The sequence below is a fragment of the Thalassospira sp. SN3W genome (assembly GCF_038070535.1).
GTDB classification, from domain to species: Bacteria; Pseudomonadota; Alphaproteobacteria; order Rhodospirillales; family Thalassospiraceae; genus Thalassospira; species Thalassospira xiamenensis.
On sequence record NZ_CP121124.1, the window covers coordinates 2,188,921 to 2,211,009 of the forward strand.

At 54.7% G+C, this 22,089-nt stretch carries 20 protein-coding genes and 1 pseudogene; 12 read left to right on the forward strand and 9 right to left on the reverse strand.

Features of this window, described 5'->3' with window-relative positions; genetic code table 11:
- Positions 1-79: 79 nt before the first annotated feature.
- The 3 genes from arsC to P8T57_RS09830 all read right to left on the reverse strand — a co-directional run bounded on the left by arsC (position 80) and on the right by P8T57_RS09830 (position 2,072).
- A complete protein-coding gene (arsC, locus tag P8T57_RS09820) occupies positions 80-421 on the reverse strand; it encodes an arsenate reductase (glutaredoxin) (RefSeq protein WP_037989187.1) in 342 nt (113 codons plus the stop codon).
- 78 nt (positions 422-499) lie between these two features.
- Complete coding sequence (locus P8T57_RS09825) at positions 500-1,240, reverse strand: MauE/DoxX family redox-associated membrane protein (RefSeq protein ID WP_341365320.1); 741 nt, start codon at positions 1,238-1,240, stop codon at positions 500-502.
- Positions 1,241-1,361: 121 nt separating this feature from the next.
- Complete coding sequence (locus P8T57_RS09830) at positions 1,362-2,072, reverse strand: RecX family transcriptional regulator (protein WP_341365321.1); 711 nt, start codon at positions 2,070-2,072, stop codon at positions 1,362-1,364.
- Positions 2,073-2,166: 94 nt separating this feature from the next.
- Here P8T57_RS09830 and P8T57_RS09835 point away from each other — a divergent pair, with 94 nt between their 5' ends.
- The 6 genes from P8T57_RS09835 (at position 2,167) to P8T57_RS09860 (ending at position 8,357) form a co-directional block, all read left to right on the forward strand.
- Complete coding sequence (locus P8T57_RS09835; protein WP_037989340.1) at positions 2,167-2,961, forward strand: ABC transporter permease; 795 nt, start codon at positions 2,167-2,169, stop codon at positions 2,959-2,961.
- Between the two features lie 232 nt (positions 2,962-3,193).
- The gene (locus tag P8T57_RS09840; protein ID WP_037989194.1) at positions 3,194-4,351 is read left to right on the forward strand and encodes an aspartate aminotransferase family protein; all 1,158 of its coding nucleotides are present in this window, start codon (positions 3,194-3,196) and stop codon (positions 4,349-4,351) included.
- Between the two features lie 11 nt (positions 4,352-4,362).
- Entirely contained in the window at positions 4,363-5,280 is a 918-nt protein-coding gene (gene argF, locus P8T57_RS09845) for an ornithine carbamoyltransferase (protein ID WP_114094104.1), read from the forward strand.
- A 137-nt stretch (positions 5,281-5,417) separates the two neighbouring features.
- Positions 5,418-6,371 carry an Hsp33 family molecular chaperone HslO gene (locus P8T57_RS09850; protein WP_037989342.1) on the forward strand — a complete coding sequence of 318 codons (954 nt, stop codon included), beginning with the start codon at positions 5,418-5,420 and terminating at the stop codon, positions 6,369-6,371.
- Between the two features lie 116 nt (positions 6,372-6,487).
- The gene (locus tag P8T57_RS09855) at positions 6,488-7,084 is read left to right on the forward strand and encodes a hypothetical protein (RefSeq protein ID WP_341365322.1); all 597 of its coding nucleotides are present in this window, start codon (positions 6,488-6,490) and stop codon (positions 7,082-7,084) included.
- A 139-nt stretch (positions 7,085-7,223) separates the two neighbouring features.
- Entirely contained in the window at positions 7,224-8,357 is a 1,134-nt protein-coding gene (locus P8T57_RS09860) for an AraC family transcriptional regulator (RefSeq protein WP_051682198.1), read from the forward strand.
- Here P8T57_RS09860 and P8T57_RS09865 read toward each other — a convergent pair.
- Positions 8,317-9,372 (reverse strand): alpha/beta fold hydrolase, encoded by a 1,056-nt coding sequence (locus tag P8T57_RS09865; protein WP_341365323.1) that lies wholly within the window; start codon positions 9,370-9,372, stop codon positions 8,317-8,319. The two genes, P8T57_RS09860 and P8T57_RS09865, sit on opposite strands and share 41 nt — an antisense overlap.
- Before the next feature lie 141 nt (positions 9,373-9,513).
- Positions 9,514-9,747: pseudogene (locus P8T57_RS09870) on the reverse strand (integrase core domain-containing protein); the annotation flags it as partial.
- Positions 9,748-9,827: 80 nt separating this feature from the next.
- Between P8T57_RS09870 and P8T57_RS09875 the strand changes: the two are divergent.
- The 4 genes from P8T57_RS09875 to P8T57_RS09890 all read left to right on the forward strand — a co-directional run bounded on the left by P8T57_RS09875 (position 9,828) and on the right by P8T57_RS09890 (position 13,601).
- Positions 9,828-10,334, forward strand: a complete 507-nt coding sequence (locus tag P8T57_RS09875; protein ID WP_341365324.1) for a DUF305 domain-containing protein — start codon at positions 9,828-9,830, stop codon at positions 10,332-10,334.
- 181 nt (positions 10,335-10,515) lie between these two features.
- On the forward strand, positions 10,516-11,991 hold the full coding sequence (locus tag P8T57_RS09880; RefSeq protein ID WP_341365325.1) for a beta-propeller fold lactonase family protein: 1,476 nt from the start codon (positions 10,516-10,518) through the stop codon (positions 11,989-11,991).
- 201 nt (positions 11,992-12,192) lie between these two features.
- The gene (locus P8T57_RS09885; RefSeq protein WP_037992063.1) at positions 12,193-12,732 is read left to right on the forward strand and encodes a sigma-70 family RNA polymerase sigma factor; all 540 of its coding nucleotides are present in this window, start codon (positions 12,193-12,195) and stop codon (positions 12,730-12,732) included.
- The gene (locus P8T57_RS09890) at positions 12,729-13,601 is read left to right on the forward strand and encodes an anti-sigma factor (protein WP_341365326.1); all 873 of its coding nucleotides are present in this window, start codon (positions 12,729-12,731) and stop codon (positions 13,599-13,601) included. The genes P8T57_RS09885 and P8T57_RS09890 overlap by 4 nt, the downstream gene beginning before the upstream one ends.
- Before the next feature lie 124 nt (positions 13,602-13,725).
- Here P8T57_RS09890 and P8T57_RS09895 read toward each other — a convergent pair whose 3' ends face one another.
- From P8T57_RS09895 to acs, 3 genes are all read right to left on the reverse strand, one after another.
- Positions 13,726-14,580 (reverse strand): universal stress protein, encoded by an 855-nt coding sequence (locus tag P8T57_RS09895; protein WP_341365327.1) that lies wholly within the window; start codon positions 14,578-14,580, stop codon positions 13,726-13,728.
- 15 nt (positions 14,581-14,595) lie between these two features.
- A complete protein-coding gene (locus P8T57_RS09900; RefSeq protein WP_007088285.1) occupies positions 14,596-16,086 on the reverse strand; it encodes a SulP family inorganic anion transporter in 1,491 nt (496 codons plus the stop codon).
- 358 nt (positions 16,087-16,444) lie between these two features.
- Positions 16,445-18,391: an acetate--CoA ligase gene (gene acs / locus P8T57_RS09905; RefSeq protein WP_341365328.1), complete on the reverse strand. Its 1,947-nt coding sequence runs from the start codon at positions 18,389-18,391 to the stop codon at positions 16,445-16,447.
- Between the two features lie 534 nt (positions 18,392-18,925).
- On the opposite strand from acs, the gene rmuC reads away from it, so the two are divergent.
- Both rmuC and def read left to right on the forward strand, forming a co-directional pair.
- On the forward strand, positions 18,926-20,386 hold the full coding sequence (gene rmuC / locus P8T57_RS09910) for a DNA recombination protein RmuC (RefSeq protein WP_341365329.1): 1,461 nt from the start codon (positions 18,926-18,928) through the stop codon (positions 20,384-20,386).
- A gap of 116 nt (positions 20,387-20,502) precedes the next feature.
- Positions 20,503-21,021, forward strand: coding sequence for a peptide deformylase (gene def / locus P8T57_RS09915; protein ID WP_037989353.1), 519 nt, complete (start codon positions 20,503-20,505; stop codon positions 21,019-21,021).
- 45 nt (positions 21,022-21,066) lie between these two features.
- On the opposite strand, the gene P8T57_RS09920 is transcribed toward def, so the two are convergent.
- On the reverse strand, positions 21,067-22,053 hold the full coding sequence (locus P8T57_RS09920) for a methyltransferase type 12 (protein ID WP_341365330.1): 987 nt from the start codon (positions 22,051-22,053) through the stop codon (positions 21,067-21,069).
- Between the last annotated feature and the right edge of the window lie 36 nt (positions 22,054-22,089).

Consider the following 22,089-nt stretch of genomic DNA (forward strand, 5'->3'; position numbering starts at 1 on the left):
TTCGACTTTTATTAATAACGAAAAACGCCCGTGCGGAAATGGCACAGGCGTTTGAAGTCATTCGATATTTCAGGTGGCCCTAAAGAATTTCCAGAACACTTTCCGGCGGTCGCCCAATGGCGGCCTTGTGGCCATTGACCACAATCGGGCGTTCAATCGCGCGCGGATGGGCACAAAGGGCTTCGATCAGCGCGTCACCACGAAGATCGGCAATGCCTTCTTCTTTGGCTTCTTTTTTGCGCAGGATATCTTCTGGGGCCATGCCCAGCATGCCAAGAATTTCGTTTAATTCCTGCGGGGTGGGCGGCGTATCCAGATACTGGATCACGTCGGGGGTGATCCCCTGTTCCTCAATCAGTGCAAGCGTCTGGCGCGACTTGGAACAACGCGGATTGTGATAGATACGGACCATCATATTCATGGTTCTCCTTCACGTAAAAGGCAGCCTGTATCGGTTCTTTTTAGGGGCTCGATACCGATTGCACCAGTCTGTTGTTGCCTATTTCACCATCATCCAGATCGCCATCGCGACCATCATGATGTTTTCCGTCAGTGAAATGAAACCAAGCGGAACATTGCTGTCCCCACCGACACAGGCACATTTAAGATCGCGCTTATCGATATAAACCGCCTTGAAAACCGATATCGCCCCGATTGTCCCGATGAAAAGGGCAACGGGAACGGCAATCCACATAAGCGCGCCAACAATCATAAGCACACCTGCCAGTGCTTCACCAAACGGGTAAAGATAGGCATATCGCACCCACCGTTGCGCCAGCAGGTCATAACCCAGAAACATGTTGGAAAAACTTTCGATATCCCGAAGCTTCAGGATGGCAAGGATGCACATCGACGTTGCGATGAACCATTCAACTGCCCGAACAGTCAGAAAATCACCAAAAGCAGCCCAGCTAAGGCCCAGCGCCATAAGGGCTGCCATGCCAAAAACGGCAATGACCGGCTGATAGGTAACCGAATTGCCATCATTTACCGGCTTGCCGAAATATTCCCGCAATTCGTCATGGCCACCGATCCGTTCGCCATCAATGAATGTCTGCGGTGTCGTATCGACATTGTGTTCTGCCTGAAAGTCGTCGGTTTCTTTCCGGGTGGTCAGCCAGTGATCATCGACGGCGTATCCTTCGCTTTTCAAAAGATCGCGCGATTTCAGGCCGAACGGGCAGATATGCTCGTCCATCACCATCCGGTAAAGCGTTGCCTTGCGTGTCTGTGCGGTCATGACTTGATCTCTCTCGTCTTGCCTTTGGGTCTACGCTTTTATGGAACTTGTCGGGGCGGCATTTGTTCCACATAACGCAGAAACGCCTTCTTTCGGGGTTTGAAAAACGCCAGGGCAGTAATCAGATGCCGTCAATCATGGAGAGCAGATCGTTCAGGTGATCCAGATCGCCATCAATGATCCGGGTGGCGGTGTCATAGCCAAACGCCTGTCGTGCAAGTGCAGCCAGATCCTTGTCGCGTTTTTCATCGCGCTGTTCCGGGCGGCGAAACGGGCCAAGCCGACGGCGTCGGGCATAGGCCGCGGCGGCGGCAAGGTTGGGATCGGTACCCCGGACATCTTCGTAGGCCGCCTGATCGGCTTCCTGTCTGAGGTCGGTGATGGTGTCATCAATCATGTGCGATGCAATGCCGCGTGCATTCAGATCGGCGGCGATAACCCGCATGGCTTTGCCCTTGCGCAGAAGTGACCTTGCTCGTCCCTTGGCATAGGCGGTGTCATTGATAAATCCGGCATTCTCGCAAGTGTTCAGAACGCTTTTCATCCATTCTTCGGCTTCCTGCGGGTCGGTGCCGTATTCCGCAACCGAAAGCCTGATTTTGCCGCGCATCAGTTTTTCAAGCCGGGCGCGTGACGCGGCAAAGCGTTCCAGATACCAGGTGGCATAATTCATCAGATAGTCGCGCGTGACCCGGCGCGGCTTTTTGGGTTCGCGTGGGTTATGGTCTTTATCTTTAGCCCTGCCTTTGCCGGTAAAACTGGCGTTTCCGCCAAATTTTTCCGCTTGGCTGTCAGGCGCTAAATCACTGCGGTTTTCGTGTGATTCTTTCATTTCACCCAATGCTGATCGATACGCACCCTTGCACTTGATGCCCGACTCTCCCTATTTTACCGGCAATTGTCTGCATTTTTTCGAAGGATATTTCATGCAAGAGCTAGCACCGCGTCAAATGGGCGCGATCAACTGGCTCGGTCTGTGGACGCTTTATGCCAAGGAAGTTCGACGTTTTCTGAACGTTCATCTGCAAACCATCGGGGCCCCGGTGGTTACCAGCCTGTTATTCATGGCGGTCTTCCTTCTGGCACTCGGGCGCGCGGTCGAGACGGTCAATGGCGTTCCCTTCGCCACCTTCCTTGCCCCCGGTCTGGTCATGATGACCATGGCCCAAAACGCATTTGCCAATACCTCAAGCTCGATCATCATATCGAAAGTACAGGGCAATATTGTCGATGTTCTGATGCCGCCGCTTTCGGCCGGTGAAATGGTTGCCGGTTTTGCCTTCGGCGCGGTTACGCGCGGCATCATGGTGGGTGTCGCCACCACCATTGTCATGGCGTTCTTTGTTGATGTCGGCATCCATAATATCTGGGCTATCCTGTATTTCGGAATTTCTGCATCGCTGATGTTGTCGCTTCTGGGGATTGCCGGTGGTGTCTGGTCCGAGAAATTCGATCACATTGCTGTTGTTACCAACTTTGTCATCACCCCGCTTTCCTTCCTGTCGGGCACATTCTATAGCGCCGAAAATCTGCCCGAAGCCGGCAAGGTACTGGTCCATTACAACCCGTTCTTCTACATGATTGACGGGTTCCGCTATGGCTTTACCGGGGTTTCGGACGGCACGGTGATGACCGGAGTTGTGGTGCTGGCGGTGGTCAATGTCCTGCTTTGGATTCTGTGCTATCGGATGATCAAAAGCGGTTACAAGCTTAAGGCCTGATCGCCAAAACAGGGCGGATTTCAGCATTAAATTCCGTTTAAGGGCAGCATTCCGCATCGGATGCTGCCCTTTTTCATATCAGCCCTGTCTATCTAAGGGGTTTTGCGTCGTTGACAGAGGTCAGGAATCTCTTGATACTCCGCGGCTTCCCGGTATTCTGCCGGAGCTGACCTGTTGGTCAGGAATGATTTTTTACCCCTGATTGAGGAATGAAGAAGTGATTACTCCCGTCATGCCGACCTACGCGCGGGCCGATCTGGCCTTTGAGAAAGGTGAAGGACCTTATCTCTATGCGCAGGACGGCCGACGATTCCTCGATTTCGGGTCGGGTATTGCGGTGAATACCCTTGGCCATGCGCATCCGCATCTGGTCGAAGCCTTGACCGAACAGGCCAAAAAGGTTTGGCACACGTCGAACCTGTACCGGATTCCGGGGCAGGAAAAGCTGGCAGCACGTCTGGTTGAAAATACCTTTGCCGACACCGTGTTCTTCTGCAACTCCGGGGCGGAGGCTAACGAAGCCGGCATCAAGATGCTGCGCCGCTACCAGTATGTCAGCGGCCATGCCGAAAAGAACCGGATTTTGGTGGCAACCAATGCCTTCCACGGTCGGACTCTGGGCACCCTGACGGCTGGTTACAGCGATAAATACCGTGAGGGCTTTGGCCCGATGCCAGATGGTTTCGACCGCGTTGCATTTGGCAATCTGAACGAATTGCGCGATGCGATCACGCCCGAGACCGCCGGTATTCTGGTCGAACCGATCCAGGGTGAAGGTGGTATCTGCAAGGCCCCCGAAGGGTATCTTGAAGGGCTGCGCAAGGCTGCCGACGAGTTCGGCCTGCTGGTTATGTTTGACGAAGTCCAGACCGGCGTTGGTCGCACGGGCAAACTTTACGCCTATGAATGGTCGGACATGGTTCCCGATATCATTTCGTCGGCCAAGGGCCTTGGCGGTGGTTTCCCTGTCGGGGCTTTGCTTGCCAATGAAAAGGCGGCGGCTGCCCTGACGGCGGGTATGCATGGCACAACCTTTGGCGGCAACCCGCTTGCCATGGCGGCTGCAAATGCGGTCCTCGACGAAGTTCTTAAACCCGGTTTCATGGACAATGTTCTTGCCATGAGCCAGTTGATCCGTGACGGCCTTGCGGCCATTGCCCGCAAACATCCGGGCTTTATCGCGGAAGTTCGTGGCATGGGCCTGCTTTTGGGCATGAAAACTGTGCCGACCAATGTTGATGTTGTCGCCAAGTTGCGTGAACTGGGTCTTTTGACCGTTCCGGCAGGCGATAATGTGGTGCGCCTGTTGCCGCCGCTTAACATCACCAAAACCCATGTCGACGAGGCGCTGGCAGCAATCGATGCCGCCGCGGCAGCCTTGGCGCAATAAGGAAGACTAAAATGACTGATATCAGGCACTTTCTCGATCTCGACAAATTGTCGGCGGGAACGCTGAACGATATTCTTGAACTTGGAGCGGTGGAAAAGGCAGGCAAGGCACCGTTTGGTGACAAACCGCTGGCGGGCAAAACCCTTGCCCTGATCTTTGAAAAGCCGTCAACACGTACGCGTGTGTCTTTCGAAGTCGGCATGCGACAGCTTGGCGGTGACGTTGTGATCCTTGATGCCGCAAGTTCGCAACTTGGCCGTGGTGAAACCATTGCCGATACCGCGCGTGTCCTGTCGCGGTTTGTTGATGCGATCATGATCCGTACCACGGACGAATCGAAACTGCTGGAACTGGCGAAATATGCCACCGTTCCGGTGATCAATGGCCTGACCGATCAAAGCCACCCCTGCCAGATCATGGCCGACCTTATGACCGTCAAGGAACACAAGGGCCGCCTTGAAGGACTTAAATTCGCCTGGGTCGGGGATGGCAACAATGTTTCGGCGTCCTTTATTCATGCGTCGCCGAAATTCGGGTTCTCGCTTGATATGGCCTGTCCGGCTGGTTATCGCCCCAATCAGGGCCTGATCGAAACCGCTAATGCGGAGGGTGGCAAGGTTCGCATGACCGATATGGACAGTGCGCTGGACGGGGCCGACGTTATCGTTACCGATTGTTGGGTTTCGATGGGGGACGAGGACGCCGATGCCCGCATGGAAGCATTGGCCCCCTATCAGGTCAATTCCGCCGCGATGGCAAAGGCAAACAAGGATGCGATTTTCATGCATTGCCTGCCTGCCCACCGTAACGAGGAAGTCACCGACGATGTGATCGACGGGCCGCAATCGGTGGTGTTTGACGAAGCCGAAAACCGTCTGCATGCGCAGAAAGGGGTTCTGCTATACTGCTTTAATGGCTTGCCTTCCTGACGGTGCAGACTAAATAAGCATCAGAATTTTGGGGCGGACAGTGATGTTCGCCCCTTTGCTTTGGCGTGACATGGCTGGACAATGCGGTTCTGCTGTTGTTATACGCCCCGGAACACGTAAAAACGCGGAACCCGAAAATGCAGATCGCTGTCGATTTTTGTCAGCCCTTCACGCTGGATCATTCCAATATTCGCGGCCGTTTCGCACGGCTTGGCCCGACGGTGCAGACCATCATCGGTCAGCACAGCTATCCGTCGCTCGCAAATCATCTGCTGGGCGAGATTATCGGGCTGGCTGTCCTGCTGTCCTCGGCGCTGAAATACGAAGGCCTTTTCACCCTTCAGACCTCGTCTGATGGTCCGATTGGCATGATGGTTGTCGACGTCGATAGCGATGGCAACATTCGCGCCTGTGCGCGTGTTGACGAAGACCGCCTCAGCACCATGATTGCAGCCGAAGACGGCGGTGAAGACGCCCTGCGCGGACAGGTGCACAAGCTGATGGGGCATGGCCACATCGCTTTCACCGTGGACCAGGGCGGTGATCATGAACGCTATCAGGGTATTGTCTCGCTTGAAGGCAATACGCTTTCCGAATGTGCCGAGGCCTATTTCCGTCAGTCCGAACAGATCGAAGCTTCCTTCAAGCTTGAAGTCCATCAGGGTGAACAGGCCAATGACTGGTGGGTTGGCGGTCTGTTCCTGCAGCGTCTTCCGGCCAGTGCTTCGGGCGATGCTGCAACCCCGGAAGAAGCCGAAAAAATCACCGAGGACTGGAACCGCTCCAAGATCCTGATGGCAAGTGCGACCGAAAACGAACTGGTCGATATTTCGCTATCGGCGCATGATCTGATCTGGCGTCTGTTCCACGACGAAGAACCGCGCGTGTTTGATCAGACAGCGTTGCAGTTCAAATGCCGTTGTTCGCGCCAGAAGATCGAAGGCGCGCTTGTATCCTATCCGCTTGAAGAACTTCTGGATATGCGCGAACCCGACAGCGGCGAAGTCGCGGTTTCCTGCCAGTTCTGCAACACGCGATATGGCTTTAACGAGGCCGATCTGCGTGCGCTCAAATCCGGCGACGATGCATAAGTTTCTGCATCGGGGCGGTTTTTGATCGTCACAGCCTTGCCTTAATCATCAAGCAAACTCACCATGCCCACACAAAGGTATGGTGGCGTTTTTATTTGAGGCAGGAGAAAGACTTGATGAAGGCATTGTCCATCAATGGAATGCGCATGGCCCTGGCGGGTGCGGTTGTTGCTCTTCTGGCGGCCTGTACCAGCGCACCGGTGCAAACCTATCCCGATGTGACCTGGCGCCATCTCGACCCGATTGTATTTGCAGCCGGGCCGATTGAAAAAGTGGCAGCCTATCCGGCCGGGGGTGACAACAACCTTGAGAGCTATCTGCCGTTCAGCCTTGGCAAGATGGCGATGAACTGGCCTGATGACCGCATCCAGACGGCAGGCACCAGTGATGTTTTGCGTTATAGCGTGACGGAGGCATCAATTACCTCAAGCGTGCTTAAGACGAAGAAGGGTTTTTCGGGTGTTTTTACCGATGATCAGTCCGAAAAGGTCGAAATGAAAGTTTCGGCCAAGCTTGAAGTCCTTGATCCGAACGGCACCCAGAAGGGTGAAGTTGCTGCAACCGCAGTTCGCACCCGGACCCTCGCGGAATCGATGTCCGTCGCCGAACGTGAAAAGGCGGTCTATGACGAAACCGCAACGCTCCTGATGGACCTAGATCGTGAACTGGAACGCCAGATCAATAACAATCTGGGGCGTTTCCTGCTGCAGTGATCGACTTCCTGTTTGGGATTTGAACAAAGCCCAAAGACCGCGATGATCGGCCATCGCGGTCTTTTTTGTTGCGCGCCACTGCGACACGCGGGACAAACATCGAGTTACGATTTCCAGTTGCCAGATTGTGCCAAGCCTTATGTTTGAGATCCCGTTGCCCTTCGTTGTTGCCTTGTTGCTGGCGATTTTGCTGGTGCGCCTGACCCTGCGCGGTCCGGCCGGGCCTGTCGGGCGGAGCATGCGGATATTCGTTGCCGCCAGTCTGGCATTGGTGATTATGGTCGGGTTGCGCTGGCAATTTGATCTTTTGGTTTTCCGTTTCTTGCGACCCTTGTTTGCCGCGATGCTGCCGCCCATCGCCTGGATATGCTTTGCCGCACTCGGTTCGGAGGAGCGGTCGCAAACCAGATGGCGTTGGCTGCACATTATCCCGGTTTTGGCGATTTTCATCGCAAGTCTGACCTGGCGAAAATGGCATATCCAGGTTGATTTCCTGATTGCAGTGGAGTTTGCCGGATATGGTATTGCGCTAATGATTCTGGCCAGCCGCGGCGAAGACCGTTTTGCGCAGGCACGGCTGGGCGATATCGGATCGGTTCGGGGCATTGTTGCCGTGGTTGGCGGGGCGCTGATTTTCTCAGGGCTCGTTGACGGGCTAATCGCCCTTGATTTCAGCATCACGCAAGGCACAAACGTTACAACAATCGTCGGCTATGCGCAGTTGGTTGTTCTGGTGGTGTTGGCGTTGCTCATGGTCCGGTTAGAGCGGCTCAGTCCGCAGACCACGCAGTTGACTGACAGCGTGACCGAACCCGCACTTGCGCAGCATAAAGACGACCGCAAAGACAACAACGATATCGCCGGGGATGATGCCATCCTTGCCGCGATTGATGAGGTCATGCGCACGCAGCATCTGTATCGGGATCCTGATCTGACACTGGACCGGTTGGCGCGCCGTGTGGTGATCCCGGCGCGGCAAATTTCCGGGGCGATTAACCGCCGGTTCGGGCGCAATGTGTCACAGGTCGTCAATGAATACCGCGTGGCAGAGGCGCAAACTCTGTTGCAGACGACCGCTAAGCCGGTAACCGAAATCATGTTTGACTGCGGGTTTCAGACCAAATCGAACTTTAACCGCGAATTTGGTCGCGTGACCGGGATGGGTCCACGGGCATATCGCGACGCGGACCCAAGTTCTGATCAACTGGCCCCCGATCAACCGTTCGGTCCGATCAGGAAGCTGTTTTTAGAGAATGCAGAAAGTCGAGAATAAGCGTAATGGTCTGTTGATGCAGATCTGATCGATCCGTTGCGTCATCGCCATCGAGACAGATAATGCCATCACCCGGGACGTCCTGTTCAAGGAGGATCGCGGCATTTGGTTTGCATTCCGGCAGGAAGCTGAAATGCGCGGCACCGGGCAGGTCATGATATTGGACTAAGTTGGTCGGCATGTGTTGGATCAGATAACCCGATTCAAGTTCCTTGGGGATTTTCGGATTGGATGAACCGGCAGCAATGACCAGAACCGGGATGTCGATGGCCGCCAGACTTTCCGGGGTAAAACCACGGGCAAGGCCAAGATCAAGTGAGATCGCAGCACGAATGCGTTTGTCTTTAAGGTCGGCGGCAAGCTTTGTGCGTTCTTTTGGTGTACGGCCTACTTCAAGTTCTTTGAGGCCATCACAGGCGGCGAGTTCGGGATGCTGTTTGCAGTCCCCGTCCATGTGATCCATGTCCATCTGCGCGCCTGCGAGCTCAAGTGCAGTCCATCCGCCCAGTGAATGACCAATGACCGTGATGTTGGTTCCGTCCAGATGGGGCGACCATGCGAGATCTTCGGTCAGCGATGTGATCAGGTGACTGATATCAAGCGGGCGGAGCCATAATGCAGATCCGACTTCGGCGGTAACATCGCGGCTGGTGGTGCCGGGGTGATTGATCGCGGCCACCACATAGCCCGCCTGCGCCAGTGCGGTGGCAAGCCATCCCTGATTGCGCCAGTTGCCGCCAAACCCGTGCGACATCACGACCAAGGGATGGCGTCCGTCCTGAATTTTGGCATCAGGCTGCACCATCTGACCGAAAAAGACCGGGTTTTCGCCGACAGATACCGTTGGGTATGTATCGCTGGTCGGATACCAGATTGCACCAACCAATGCGCGGTTCCCATCGCTTGCGGCGATGGTGGTTTCCGTGAAACCAACGGCATAGGGCGCGCCATGAGATGGTGTGGCCATGACAAAAGCCGCCAGAGTGGCCAGCGTGGTGACGGTAAAACGCAACATGCTTGATCCTTCAAACCAAATGAAATGATGCGATGAGTTTTACCGGTCGGGGAGCTGTTGGCGTCCTGGATCGCGATCAAGGACCTTTCAGTGTGCCGTCCTAAAATACGTTGACGGTTTTTCCAGAAGCCAGCGGCCTAATCATCCGCTGGCTTTTTGATGCACGCATTCTGGTGTTTGCATTGCCAGAGCGATGTGCGGTCGCATGGTATTGTAAGCATTGATGGCTTCGTTGAACAGCTTGGCTAGATCTTCGAATGTTTTGCACCGGTGCAGGATGAACTCCTGTTTGAGAATGCCATTGACGCGCTCGGCCAAAGCGTTCTGATAACGGTCATATCCATCCGTCATCGACGGGGTGATTTGATTTTTCAAAATTTTTTCCAGCATCTGGGAATAATTGGGCCTGCCAGCTGTCTAACCTTTATGTCGTCATTGAACATAGAGGTCCCCCGATGTCCTACGCTTCGTTTTCGCCCCGTTCCTTTGTTGCGCGCCGCATCATGGCGTTTGGCGTATTTGCCTGTATGTCGGTTGCCGGAATTGTCGGCATGGCTATTGTCGCCAATGCCCATAACGGTGTTGATCATAGCAAACAGGGTTCAATGCCCCGTGATGATCACGAAGCCCATAGCGGGCATACCATGCCCGAAAGCGCATCGGCTGATATTCCCGAACATGAAAAGCCGTTTCTGGCAAAAAATGCGGCCGCCATGGACAAGATGATGGCTGATATGAATGTCGCGCCGACCGGCGATATTGATCGGGATTTTGTGGTCATGATGGTCCCGCATCATCAGGGGGCAATTGATATGTGCGCGGCCTATCTGCCTTATGCCGGCAATACGCAGCTTAAACGCCTGTGTCAGGAAATCATTGTGACCCAGCAACAGGAAATTGTTGCGATGTATCTCGCCATCGGGGCGGAATTGCCGCCTTCGGCCCCGGCATCGACTCGTTAACCACGAATGCCCATGCCTGCGCAGTGGCAACCGTTCACCGTCTAACATTGGCCGCCTGTTACCTGCCTATCGCCTTTCTTCGATATATTTCTACGCCTGCTGCATTTCCGTGCGCCATATCTCCGCCCCTGGTCAGAAGAAACCAAGGGCAGGGTAAGTCGCCTTACGCCAAGGAGTACTCATGAAGAATATTTTTGCCAGAACCCTTATGGCCAGAACCCTTATGGTCTGCACGCTTTTGGCGGGCAGTTCCGCCATCGTTCTCGCCGGACAGGCCCCCTATCCGGCGGCCAGCTCCGACCGGGTGCTGGGCCATCAGGATCGGGTTTATTCCGCCGACCAGTTTTCAAATACAGTGTCGGTGATTGACCCTGCCGATAATAAATTGCTGGGCGTGCTGCGCCTTGGCGATCCGCAGCCGCGCAACCTCAGCCCGCTGTATCGCGGGCAGTTGCTGGTGCATGGCTTGGGATTTTCGCCCGATGGCAAAACGCTGGCGGTTGTCGCGGTCGGCAGCAACGCCATCAGTTTTATCAACACCCATGACAACACTGTCCTGCACACCACCTATCTGGGCCGGTCCCCGCATGAAACCTTTTTCACACCCGATGGAAGTGAAATCTGGGTAACCATCCGCGGTGAGGATTATGTTCAGGTGCTGGATGCCAAGACATTCGAACCCAAAACCCGTATCCAGACCCCTGCCGGTCCGGGCATGCAGATTTTCTCGCCCGATGGGAAATATGGCTATATCTGTTCGTCTTTCAATCCGGAAACACTCGTGGTTTCGGTGGCCGATCACAAGATCGTCGGCCATGTGAAGCAGGCCAGCCCGTTCTGCCCGAACATTGCCGCCAACCCCGACGGCAGTCAGGTGTGGTTCACCCTTAAAGATATTGGCAAAGTACAGATATTTGATGCCAAACCGCCCTTTGATGTGATCAAGACGATTGATACCGGCCCGATCACCAACCATGTAAACTTTGCCCGCACGGCCAAGGGTAATTTTGCCTATGTCACGATTGGTGGCCTTAATCAGGTCAAGGTGTTTGATACGGAAACCTTTGAACAGGTGGCGACCATTCCGGTCGGGCGGCTGCCCCATGGTCTGTGGCCATCTGGTGATGGATCGCGGGTATATGTTGGGATTGAAAACGATGACCAGCTGATGGCGATTGATACCGCCACCAACAAGGTGATTGCATCCATTCCTGTCGGTCAGGCCCCGCAGGCCATTGCCTATGTCCCCGGTGCGGTAACCGAAGGGGCGGGAACCGACAATCTGGAACCGCTGAAGGCAACGGACAATTCGGTGCAGCTGTCATTGCGTGCGGTTGGCGGGGCCAGGGATGGTTCGGCCCCCAGCAACGTGTCGCTGTTTGATCAGGGCCTGACACAGGTGGTGCAGGCCTCGGTCACCGGTCTGGAACCAGGCAAGGAATACGTCCTTGCACTGGCGGGCAATCCGGATGGCAGCGGAACATTGCAGGCCCTGTCGAATTTCAAGGCCAACCCGACCGGGGCAAGTATTGTCAATGCGCTTGGTCCGATCCGCCAGTTGGTCAAGGGCGAGGATGAGCAGCCCAAACGTTATCTGGTAGTGGCCCCGAAAACCGCCGATGGTATTGGCGCACCGGTGCAGGTTCAGGCCGACTGACCCCATATGGTATTTCACCCCGGTTCCGATGCGGGCCGGGGTGAAACGGATTATATACGAAACGGATTGCATTATTTGTCCTGCAATCCGTTTGGTGTCCTTCATTGCCAGATGCCCGGCACCGTATTGGCAATGGAGGTGTCTGGCCCCAGCACAAGAATTACCAGTGCCACAACACGCCCCTGTCACAGGACGATAGGAATGCATGATGACATGATCCGGCGGATAGAACCGCTGATCCCGGCCCTTCGGCGATATGCGCGTGCCCTTTGCGGTGATCGCGCGCAGGCCGATGATCTGGTACAGGATTGTCTGGAACGCGCCATCAGCCGCTGGCACCAGCGCCGCGACGATGGCAACACACGCACATGGATGTTTACCATCCTGCATAATCTAGCGGTCAATTACTGGCGCCAAAACCGGTATCGCGGACCGCATATCGCTCTTGATGATACGGTCGAAACCGCATTTGCCCATGACGGCACACAGGAAAACAGCCTGCATTATCAGGATGTGATGGGCGCGATTGCAACCCTTCCCGATGATCAGCGCAGCATTCTGCTGCTGGTATCGATCGAAGATCTGTCCTATGCAGAAACGGCAAAGGTGCTGGATATACCGTTAGGGACGGTTATGTCGCGTCTGTCACGCGGGCGAGAAAGATTGCGCCAGATTCTGGATGGTGACAGGCGGAACAACGGGGATCGTCAAAGCACCCCAAATTTGCGGAGGGTCAAATGAGCCACAGCCCCATTTCAGAAGACGATCTGCATGCTTTTGTTGATGGTGCGCTTGATGGGGCGCGCCACGATGCGGTGGCGGCCTATATCGCGCAGCATCCCGATATTGCCAGACGGGTTGATGCCTATGCCCGGCATCGCGACCTGATGCGCGCGGCTTTTGCCCCGGTAGCCGATGAACCGGTGCCATCGCAATTGAATTTGCATCACCTGATCGAAAACCGCCGTCATGACGGCAAGTCGGTAACCGATCACCGTCAGGATGGATTTCAGGACGGGAATGCGGGCGGTCGGATTGCGTGGTTTGGCGGTTGGCAGGGGGCGGCAGCCGCGATTGCTTTGCTGTGTGTTGGTGGCGGGGCCGGATGGGGATTGCACGGATTTGTGCAAAATCCCGATGTGCCGGTTTTGACGGCATTGTCGGCACCTGAAGGGATTGGTGCTTTAGCACGCGAGGCATCGGCCAGCTATGTTGCCTATGCCCGAGATCGCAACCGGCCGGTCGAAATCCGGGCGGATAAAACCGATGATTTGCTGCGCTGGATCAGTGATCGTGTCGGAATGAATTTGCATGTACCCGATCTGACGGCGGATGGATACCGGTTTATGGGCGGGCGGGTTGTTGCTACCGATCACGGCCCGGCGGCAATGCTTATGTATGATGATGATCAGGGGGTGCGTCTGGTGATGCTGGCCCGACCGATGCAGGCTGACCAGAATGCCCCGATGCAGGAACATCATGCCGATGGTGTCACCGGTATTTCCTGGGCATCGATGGGCACGGGTTACAGTGTGGTCGGGCCGCTTTCCGATGACCTGTTGCACCCGGTTGCCGATCAAATGCGCAAACAGCTAACAACCCCGGCATAGGCCGGGACGGGTTGACGAGTACCGGATGCAGGACCGTTTTACACAGTCCGGCATCCGGGCCGGTGATAGAGGCCAGAACAGCGCGCTTAGCAACGACTGCGTTCGCTGCTGCCCGATCAGTCATTTAGCGGAACATCATTACCGGCACATGGCAGGACCGAACCATTTCGGTGGTGGTGCTGCCGATGATCAGGTTGCGGATGCGCGAATGGCCGTATGCGCCCATGATCAGAAGGTCGATGCCATCCGCCTCGATCCGGTTTTTGATCATGTCTTCGGGTTCACCGGCCTCGAAACCGGCGTCAACATCGTATCCTGCCTTGCGCAAAATGGTCGCCGCGTCATCAAGCTTTTCCTGAAGGCTATCTGTTGGTTTGCCAACGCAAAGCAAGACGCACGGAAGTCCGGTAAACAGCTTGCCACCCGCAATGTGGCGCACGGCCTTCATCGCACTTTCGCCGCCGTCAAACGCAATCAGGAACTTGTTGATCGGCTTGAATGCGCGCGATGCGACCAGAACCGGTTTGGTCGCAGACCGGACAACCCGTTCAAGATTTGATCCCAGATGCAGTTTGGCAAAATCGGCGGCCTCGCCCCTCTTGCCAATGATGATCAGGCCGGCATCGCCTTCAAACTCGCCAATTGCATCAATCAGATCGCCATGACGAAGCTTGGAGGTAACGGATGAAAGTCCGGCTTCTTCAAGGCCCGATTTGGCTTCTTCAAGCAACAGCCGCCCGCGTTTTAGCTCTAGCTTGGCCTTTTGTTCATCAAGGTCGGCCAGTTCCTGCAAAAGTGCGCTACGTGCACCAAGTTTGAGGTTACCACTAAGGTCGGCGGGTTCGGAGCCCACGCCGCGACGGCCCAGCACATGCATCAGCTCAACCGATGCCTCGGTGCGTTCCGCCACCCAGCAGGTCAGGTCGCGAACGCTTTGCGAATAGCTCGATCCGTCGATCAGTGCGATCAGATGTGTCATTGATCGTCCCCTTCCCTAATGGCCCATCAGGCGTTCAAAAGCGCCGGGCTTGTCATGTATGGCCAGTTTATCGACAATTGTTTCGCTGGCTTCATTGAGACCGATCAATTCGACTTCGGCCCCTTCACGGCGGAATTTCAGCACGACCATATCAAGGGCCGCAACACTTGAAATGTCCCAGATATGCGCATGGCTGACATCAATCGTGACCTTGTCCAGCGCTTCCTTGAAATTGAATGCCGCGGTGAAATCATCGGCAGAGGCAAAGAAAACCTGCCCTTCGACGTTATAGGTCCGATGCGTACCGTCTTGTGAAAGTGTGCTGGACACGCGGAAAATCTGCGAAATCTTCCACGCAAAGAAAATGCCGGACAGCAAAACCCCGATCAAAACGCCAATCGCAAGGTTATGGGTCGCGACGACCGTTACCACGGTTGCCAGCATCACGATGGACGAGCTTCTCGGATGGTCACGAAGGTTTTTGATCGAGGACCAACTGAATGTTCCGATCGAGACCATGATCATGATCGCAACAAGGGCTGCCATCGGAATGATGCTGACGATATCGCTTAACACGACGATCATGAAAAGCAGGAAAACCCCGGCAACAAAGGTCGATAAACGTCCGCGCCCGCCCGATTTCACATTGATCACGGATTGCCCGATCATCGCGCAGCCCGCCATGCCGCCGATAAAGCCGGTGGCGGTATTGGCAATGCCCTGGCCGATGCATTCGCGGTTCTTGTTGGACGGTGTATCGGTCAGATCATCGACGATCTGGGCCGTCATCAGACTTTCGAGCAAACCGACAACCGCAACAGCCGCCGAATAGGGCAGAATGATCATCAGGGTTTCAAGGTTCAGCGGAATGTCGGGGATCAGGAAGACCGGCAGGGTCGAAGGCAGTTCGCCCATATCACCCACGGTTCGCAGATCGGCATTGATAAACAGCGAAATCACCGTCAGTACAACGATACAGACCAAGGGTGACGGGATTGCTTTGGTAATGCGCGGGAACAGATAGATAATGGCAAGTCCGCCCGCAACCATCACATAAGTCACCCAGGTGACATTGGTCAATTCGGGCAACTGTGCCATGAAAATCAGGATGGCCAAGGCGTTGACAAAACCGGTCATCACGGATTTAGAGACAAACCGCATGACATAACCCAGCCGAAGCAATCCGGCCCCGATCTGTAACAACCCGGCCAATACGGTAGCCGCCAGCAGATATTCAAGACCATAATCGCGCACGAGCGTAACCATAAGTACAGCAGTCGCGGCGGTCGCGGCTGAAATCATGCCCGGTCGCCCGCCGACAATTGCGGTAATCACGGCAATCGAGAAGGACGCATAAAGTCCGATCTTCGGGTCGACCCCGGCAATGATCGAAAAGGCGATGGCCTCGGGGATCAGGGCAAGGGCAACGACAATCCCGGCGAGGATATCGCCGCGAATATTGCCAAACCATTCGGTCCGCAATTGCGGAAGGAAATCGGTGTTCACAGGCTTAACTCCAGTCTCGCAGTCCGCCAGCAATCCGGCAGACGGGTTTCTGTTATATGATCAGGGAATAAAAAGTGGGGCGGAAAGCTGTTTCGTCACTGCCACGCGATAACATCGGCGCTGTTGATACAGCCCGGTCGCAAGCAGGAATTATCGAAACAGTTCTTACATCGGCCCCGTGTCCGTCAAAGGATAAACAAGTTTTGCTGCGTCGCAACGCAGCCTATTTAAAGGAATTCCAGAACCGGCACAACCAACAATATTGGAAGGCTGCGGGTAAAGTGCTGTGATCCAACGTAAAAGACCCCGCTTAAATCAAAGCGGGGTCTTTGTGCATCAACAGGTTGGGCCTGAAATTCTATTTACGATTCTGGCGATTTTCGATCAGATCATCAACCACACCCGGATCGGCAAGGGTTGATGTATCGCCAAGCTGGTCATATTCGTTCGCCGCAATCTTGCGCAGGATACGGCGCATGATTTTGCCCGAACGGGTTTTCGGCAGCCCCGGCGACCACTGGATATAATCGGGGCTGGCAATCGGGCCGATTTCCTTGCGCACCCACTGAACCAGTTCCTTGCGCAGTTCTTCGGTCGGTTCTTCACCGGCATTCAGCGTGACATAAGCATAGATGCCCTGTCCTTTGATGTCGTGGGGAACACCGACCACGGCGGCCTCGGCCACCTTGGAATGTGCGACCAGTGCACTTTCAACCTCGGCGGTGCCCATCCGGTGGCCTGAAACGTTGATCACGTCATCAACGCGGCCCGTGATCCAGTAATAACCATCTTCGTCCCGTCGTGCACCGTCGCCGGTGGTATAGACATTGGCGAATGTGCTGAAATAGGTCTGGATGAACCGTTCATGATCGCCATAAACCGTGCGCATCTGCCCCGGCCAGCTATCCTTGATCACAAGGTTGCCATCGGTTGCGCCGGTAAGTTCCTTGCCTTCATTATCCAGAAGGGCGGGCTGCACACCAAAGAACGGAAGCGTCGCTGACCCCGGTTTAAGGTCGGTCGCACCCGGAAGCGGCGTAATCAGGATGCCGCCGGTTTCGGTCTGCCACCAGGTATCGACAATCGGGCATTTCCGTTTACCGACATGCTCGTGATACCATTCCCATGCCTCGGGGTTGATCGGCTCACCCACCGAACCAAGGATCCGCAGGGACGAAAGATCCGCCTTGTTGACCCAGCTTTCGCCTTCGCGCATCAGGGCACGGATCGCTGTCGGCGCGGTATAGAAGATATTGACCTTGTGCTTCTCGCACACCTGCCAGAAACGCGATGCATCCGGATAGCTCGGCACACCCTCAAACATCAGGGTCGTGGCACCATTGGCCAGCGGGCCATAAACGATATAGCTGTGCCCGGTGACCCAGCCAACATCGGCCGTACACCAGTAAATATCGCCTTCGTGATAATCAAAGACATACTGATGGGTCATTGATGCGTAAACAAGGTAACCGCCCGACGTATGCAAAACGCCCTTTGGCTTGCCGGTCGAACCCGACGTATACAGAACGAAAAGCGGGTCTTCGGCATTGACTTCGGTCGGCGGGCAGTCAGGGGATGCTGCCTCGCAGACCTCGTGATACCAGACGTCGCGGGCATCGTTCCACGCAATGTCCTTGCCGGTGTGCTTGACGACAACAAGCTTTTCGACGGATTTGACACCCGGATGCGAAAGCGCTTCGTCTGCATTGCGCTTCAGCGGCACACCGCGCCCGCCACGAAGGCCTTCATCCGATGTGATGACAACCTTCGCACCGCAATCTTCAACGCGGCCGGCCAATGCTTCGGGCGAAAAGCCGCCAAATACGATGGAATGGATCGCACCGATGCGCGCGCAGGCCAGCATCGAAACCGCTGCGGCCGGGATCATCGGCAGGTAAATGACAACGCGGTCGCCCTTGCCCACACCCATCGATTTAAGCGCGTTGGCAAACCGGCAGACACGTTCATGCAGGTCTTTATAGGTGATATGTTCGGAAACGGACGGATCGTCGCCTTCGAAAATGATCGCGGTCTGATCACCGCGTTTTGCCAGATGACGATCAAGGCAGTTGGCCGCAACGTTCAGCGTACCGTCTTCATACCATTTGATATAAAGGTCCTTGGTGTCAAAGCTGACATTCTTGACCTTGGTAAACGGCTTGATCCAGTCGATGCGTTTGCCATGTTCGCCCCAGAAGCCTTCGGGGTCTTCGACCGACTGCTTGTACATGGCGTCGTATTTTGCCTTGTCGATCAGCGCGCCCTTCGCGATGTCGTCGGATACGGGATAAACGTTCGCAGACATATGTGGCCTCTTGTTCGTTTCCTGTTGTCTGTACGTTCGCACCGGTTACCTGCCCGCTGAAAGGTCTTTGGGCCGGTGCGATATTCTTGTGCGTTTCAGGTACCGGTTTTCGCAGTCGCAATAATTGGTGCGGGACAACCGAACGGGCGATGCAAGATCATCCGGTCGATATGGCGTAAATCGGTTCCTGTCGCTTGCGCCCTATGCTAGTGCGCTGATGGATTTCAGGGAATACAACTTAAGACGGGGGGCAAAATGGCGCGCAACTGCCGCGGCACCGTTCTGATTTCCCTGCCTTGCGTTTGGATGCATTGTTGCAACACAACCAATCCATCCCAGCAATCCTGTCTGGATGCTGACAAACGAGCATTCCCTGAAGTAGGTAATTGAAACATAGTGATATTATTGCGATTTCGCCAGTCACGATCTGACGTTTTGCGACGTTTCACAGCGATATATCAAATCGGTTGCGTTCTGGATTTAATGGAACAAAACAGATACAAAGAAATCAGGCTATAACCAAACGGTGGGAATATGGATCCGATCTCTCTTGCAGCGGGCGCAATTGCGGCACTTGTCGTCGCACTGGTTTTCAGTGTGCTGATGGTCAAACGCACCAAAGAAGCCGTGATGGCAGAGGCAGAGTCGCGAACCGCCTTGCTGGCAGCACAACTCGATCAGGTCGATGCAACCCGGCGTGAACTGGCAAACGAATTGGCAACCACGCGTAACCGGCTTTCCGAAGAATCCGAAAAGCGTGCCATTGCCGAAACCAGACTGGAAAAAGAGCGCGAAGCCACCACCGAAAAGCTCGCGATGCTTGATGATGCGCGCACCAAACTGCTTGATAGCTTCAAGGCATTGTCGTCTGACGCGCTTAAAGTCAACAATGACGAGTTCATGAAGCTGGCACGTGAGAATTTCTCGCGCATGCAGGAAGGGGCCAAAGGCGATCTGGAAAAACGCCAGCAGGCCATCGACAGCCTCGTCAAACCGATTCAGGAACGTTTGCAGGCGTTTGATACCAAGGTCAATGAACTGGAAAATTCGCGCAAGGAAGCTTATGGCGAATTGCGTAATCAGGTCGGCCAGCTGGTTGAATCGCAAACCCGTCTGTCCAAGGAAACCCAGACGTTAAGCTCTGCCCTGCGGTCTAGTTCGTCGGTATCAGGCAAATGGGGTGAATTGCAGCTGCGCCGGATCGTTGAGCTGGCCGGCATGCTCAAACATTGCGATTTCGAAGAACAGGTGCATTTCAATACCGACGAAGGCGCGCAGAAGCCCGATATGGTCATTCATCTGCCGGGTGGTAAAAACATCGTCGTCGATGCCAAGGCCCCGACATCGGCCTATCTTGAGGCGATCGATGAAAAGCACGACGACATCCGTCGCGAGGCCCTGATGGGCACCTATGTGACCAATGTGCGCAAGGTGATTTCCGACCTGTCAAAAAAATCCTATTGGAAATCGGTCGATTCGCCCGAATTTGTTGTTCTGTTTCTGCCGGGCGAAAGCTTCTTTTCGGCGGCCCTTGAACGAGACCCCCGCCTGATCGAAGACAGCTTCCGCGATGGTGTCATTCTGGCGACCCCGACAACCTTGTTGGGACTTCTGAAGGCCGTGGCCTATGGCTGGCGCCAGGAAGCCTTGGCCGAAAATGCCCGCGATATCAGCGAAATCGGTCAGCAGCTTTTTGATCGTCTGGGGACCCTTGCCAAAAACTTTGCCTTGATGGGCAAGTCGCTTGAAAGCACGGTCAAAAACTACAACAAGACTCTTGGCACGCTTGAAGGAACGGTTCTGGTTTCAGCGCGCAAGCTCAAGGAAAAGCATATCGTTGCCGACGACCGCGCCATCGAAGAACCACTTCATGCTGAAACCCATGTGCGTGAAATCACCAAAACCGAATTGCTTGGCGCACCTTCTGATGTTTTGACGGCCCAAACCGATGATGATGACGATGAAACGCCCCATACCGCTACCGATCATGGGTGAGTTGCGCGTAAGTGCAGGGCTGTTGCTTGACTAAGCTGCGACGAAACCTTATCTCGAAGCGCTGATTTCGCTATAATGCGATGAACACATAGATTTCCAGACCGGACAAAAGACACATGGCCCTGCGCGACATTCTCATTGTTCCCGATCCCCGCCTTAAGCAGGAATGCGAAGAGGTGGCAGAGGTGAATGACGAAATCCGTGAATTGCTCGATGACATGCTTGAAACCATGTATGCGGCACCGGGTATCGGCCTTGCTGCGCCCCAGATCGGCGTGATGAAGCGTGTGGTTGTCATGGATGTGTCCGATGACAAGGAAAAGCCCCAGCCGCTGAAACTCGTGAACCCGGAAATCATCTGGGAATCCGAGGATACATCTGTCTATCAGGAAGGCTGCCTGTCGATCCCGGAACAATATGCCGATGTCGAACGCCCTGCCGAAGTTGGCCTGCGCTATCTGGATGAAAACGGCAAGGAGCATGAAATTGAGGCCGATGGCCTGCTTGCCACCTGCATCCAGCATGAACTTGATCACCTTGATGGCATTCTGTTCACGGATTATCTCAGTGCGCTTAAGCGCAACATGATCCTGAAAAAGGTGCAGAAGCTGCAAAAGACGAAAAAGTCTGCCTGAGTCGATCAGTTTTCAGTCTTAAGAAGGGCCGTATGATCGGCCCTTTCATTTTGTGCGCGGTTTGAGGGAGCCGATATCCATTCCGATGATCCAGCCTTCGCGTTTGCGGATGATCGGGCGATCAGGCAGATATTCGGGATGTTTGCCATCGGCAATAAGGATCAGTCCCAGGGCTCCGACCAGCGCATCAAACGCATCGTCCTTGCCCTCGTCGGGGCCGAAACCTGATTTGATGTCGGCCGCAACTGCGGTGTTTATTTCAATTCCATTTCCCACGGCATAGTCGATCAGGGTCGCAATAGCCAGAGTACGGCTTTTATGATTTGATTTGGTCACCTCATCAATGCCGAGCCAGCCATAGATTTCACCGGGATAGGTTTCAATCAGGGTTACGCCGTTCTGTTGGCAGCATGTCGAAAGATCACCGGTAAAGGGCCATATGTTAAATCCATCGCGATAGCCGGGAGTGATCAGATGTTCGAGCCCGTGCAACATTGCTTTGCCAACCTGATTGGCACCAAGGGTCCAGAAAGACGGGCAGGCGGCGGGGCGGTGATAGGTGGCACCTTCGCACAGGCGATAAAGCTTATCAAAGCTTGATACACCAAGGGCATCTGCAAGATGTTCACGCTTTACGCTGCCTTTTACGCGGGCTGTTTTGGGATAGAACGGTCTGTGATGGGTGATTTCGTCCGGGTTTGTACAGACGTCGGAAAAACTATCCCATTTGCCAGTGAAAATAATATCCAACAAAGATTTAAAGTCTTGAATATTCACGCCATCATACCAGTGATCGACAAAGCCGACCGGCATATCAAGACCAAGCCAAAGGGCGTGGTCCCGACCGTATTGTGAAAGTGACTGGCGAAACTGGTTTAACAGTCCGACCGGCTCGATCGCATAAATCAGCCACCCGGATGTATTGCGACGTGCTTTGGCGACCCATCGGGATTTGGCAGATATGCTCCAGTCCGCATGCCATATATGTTCGACCGGGTATTTGCGCGGCTCGGGAAAGGCTTGGCTTGTCATTTCCACAAGATAGCGCCAAATTGCCGACCAGTAATC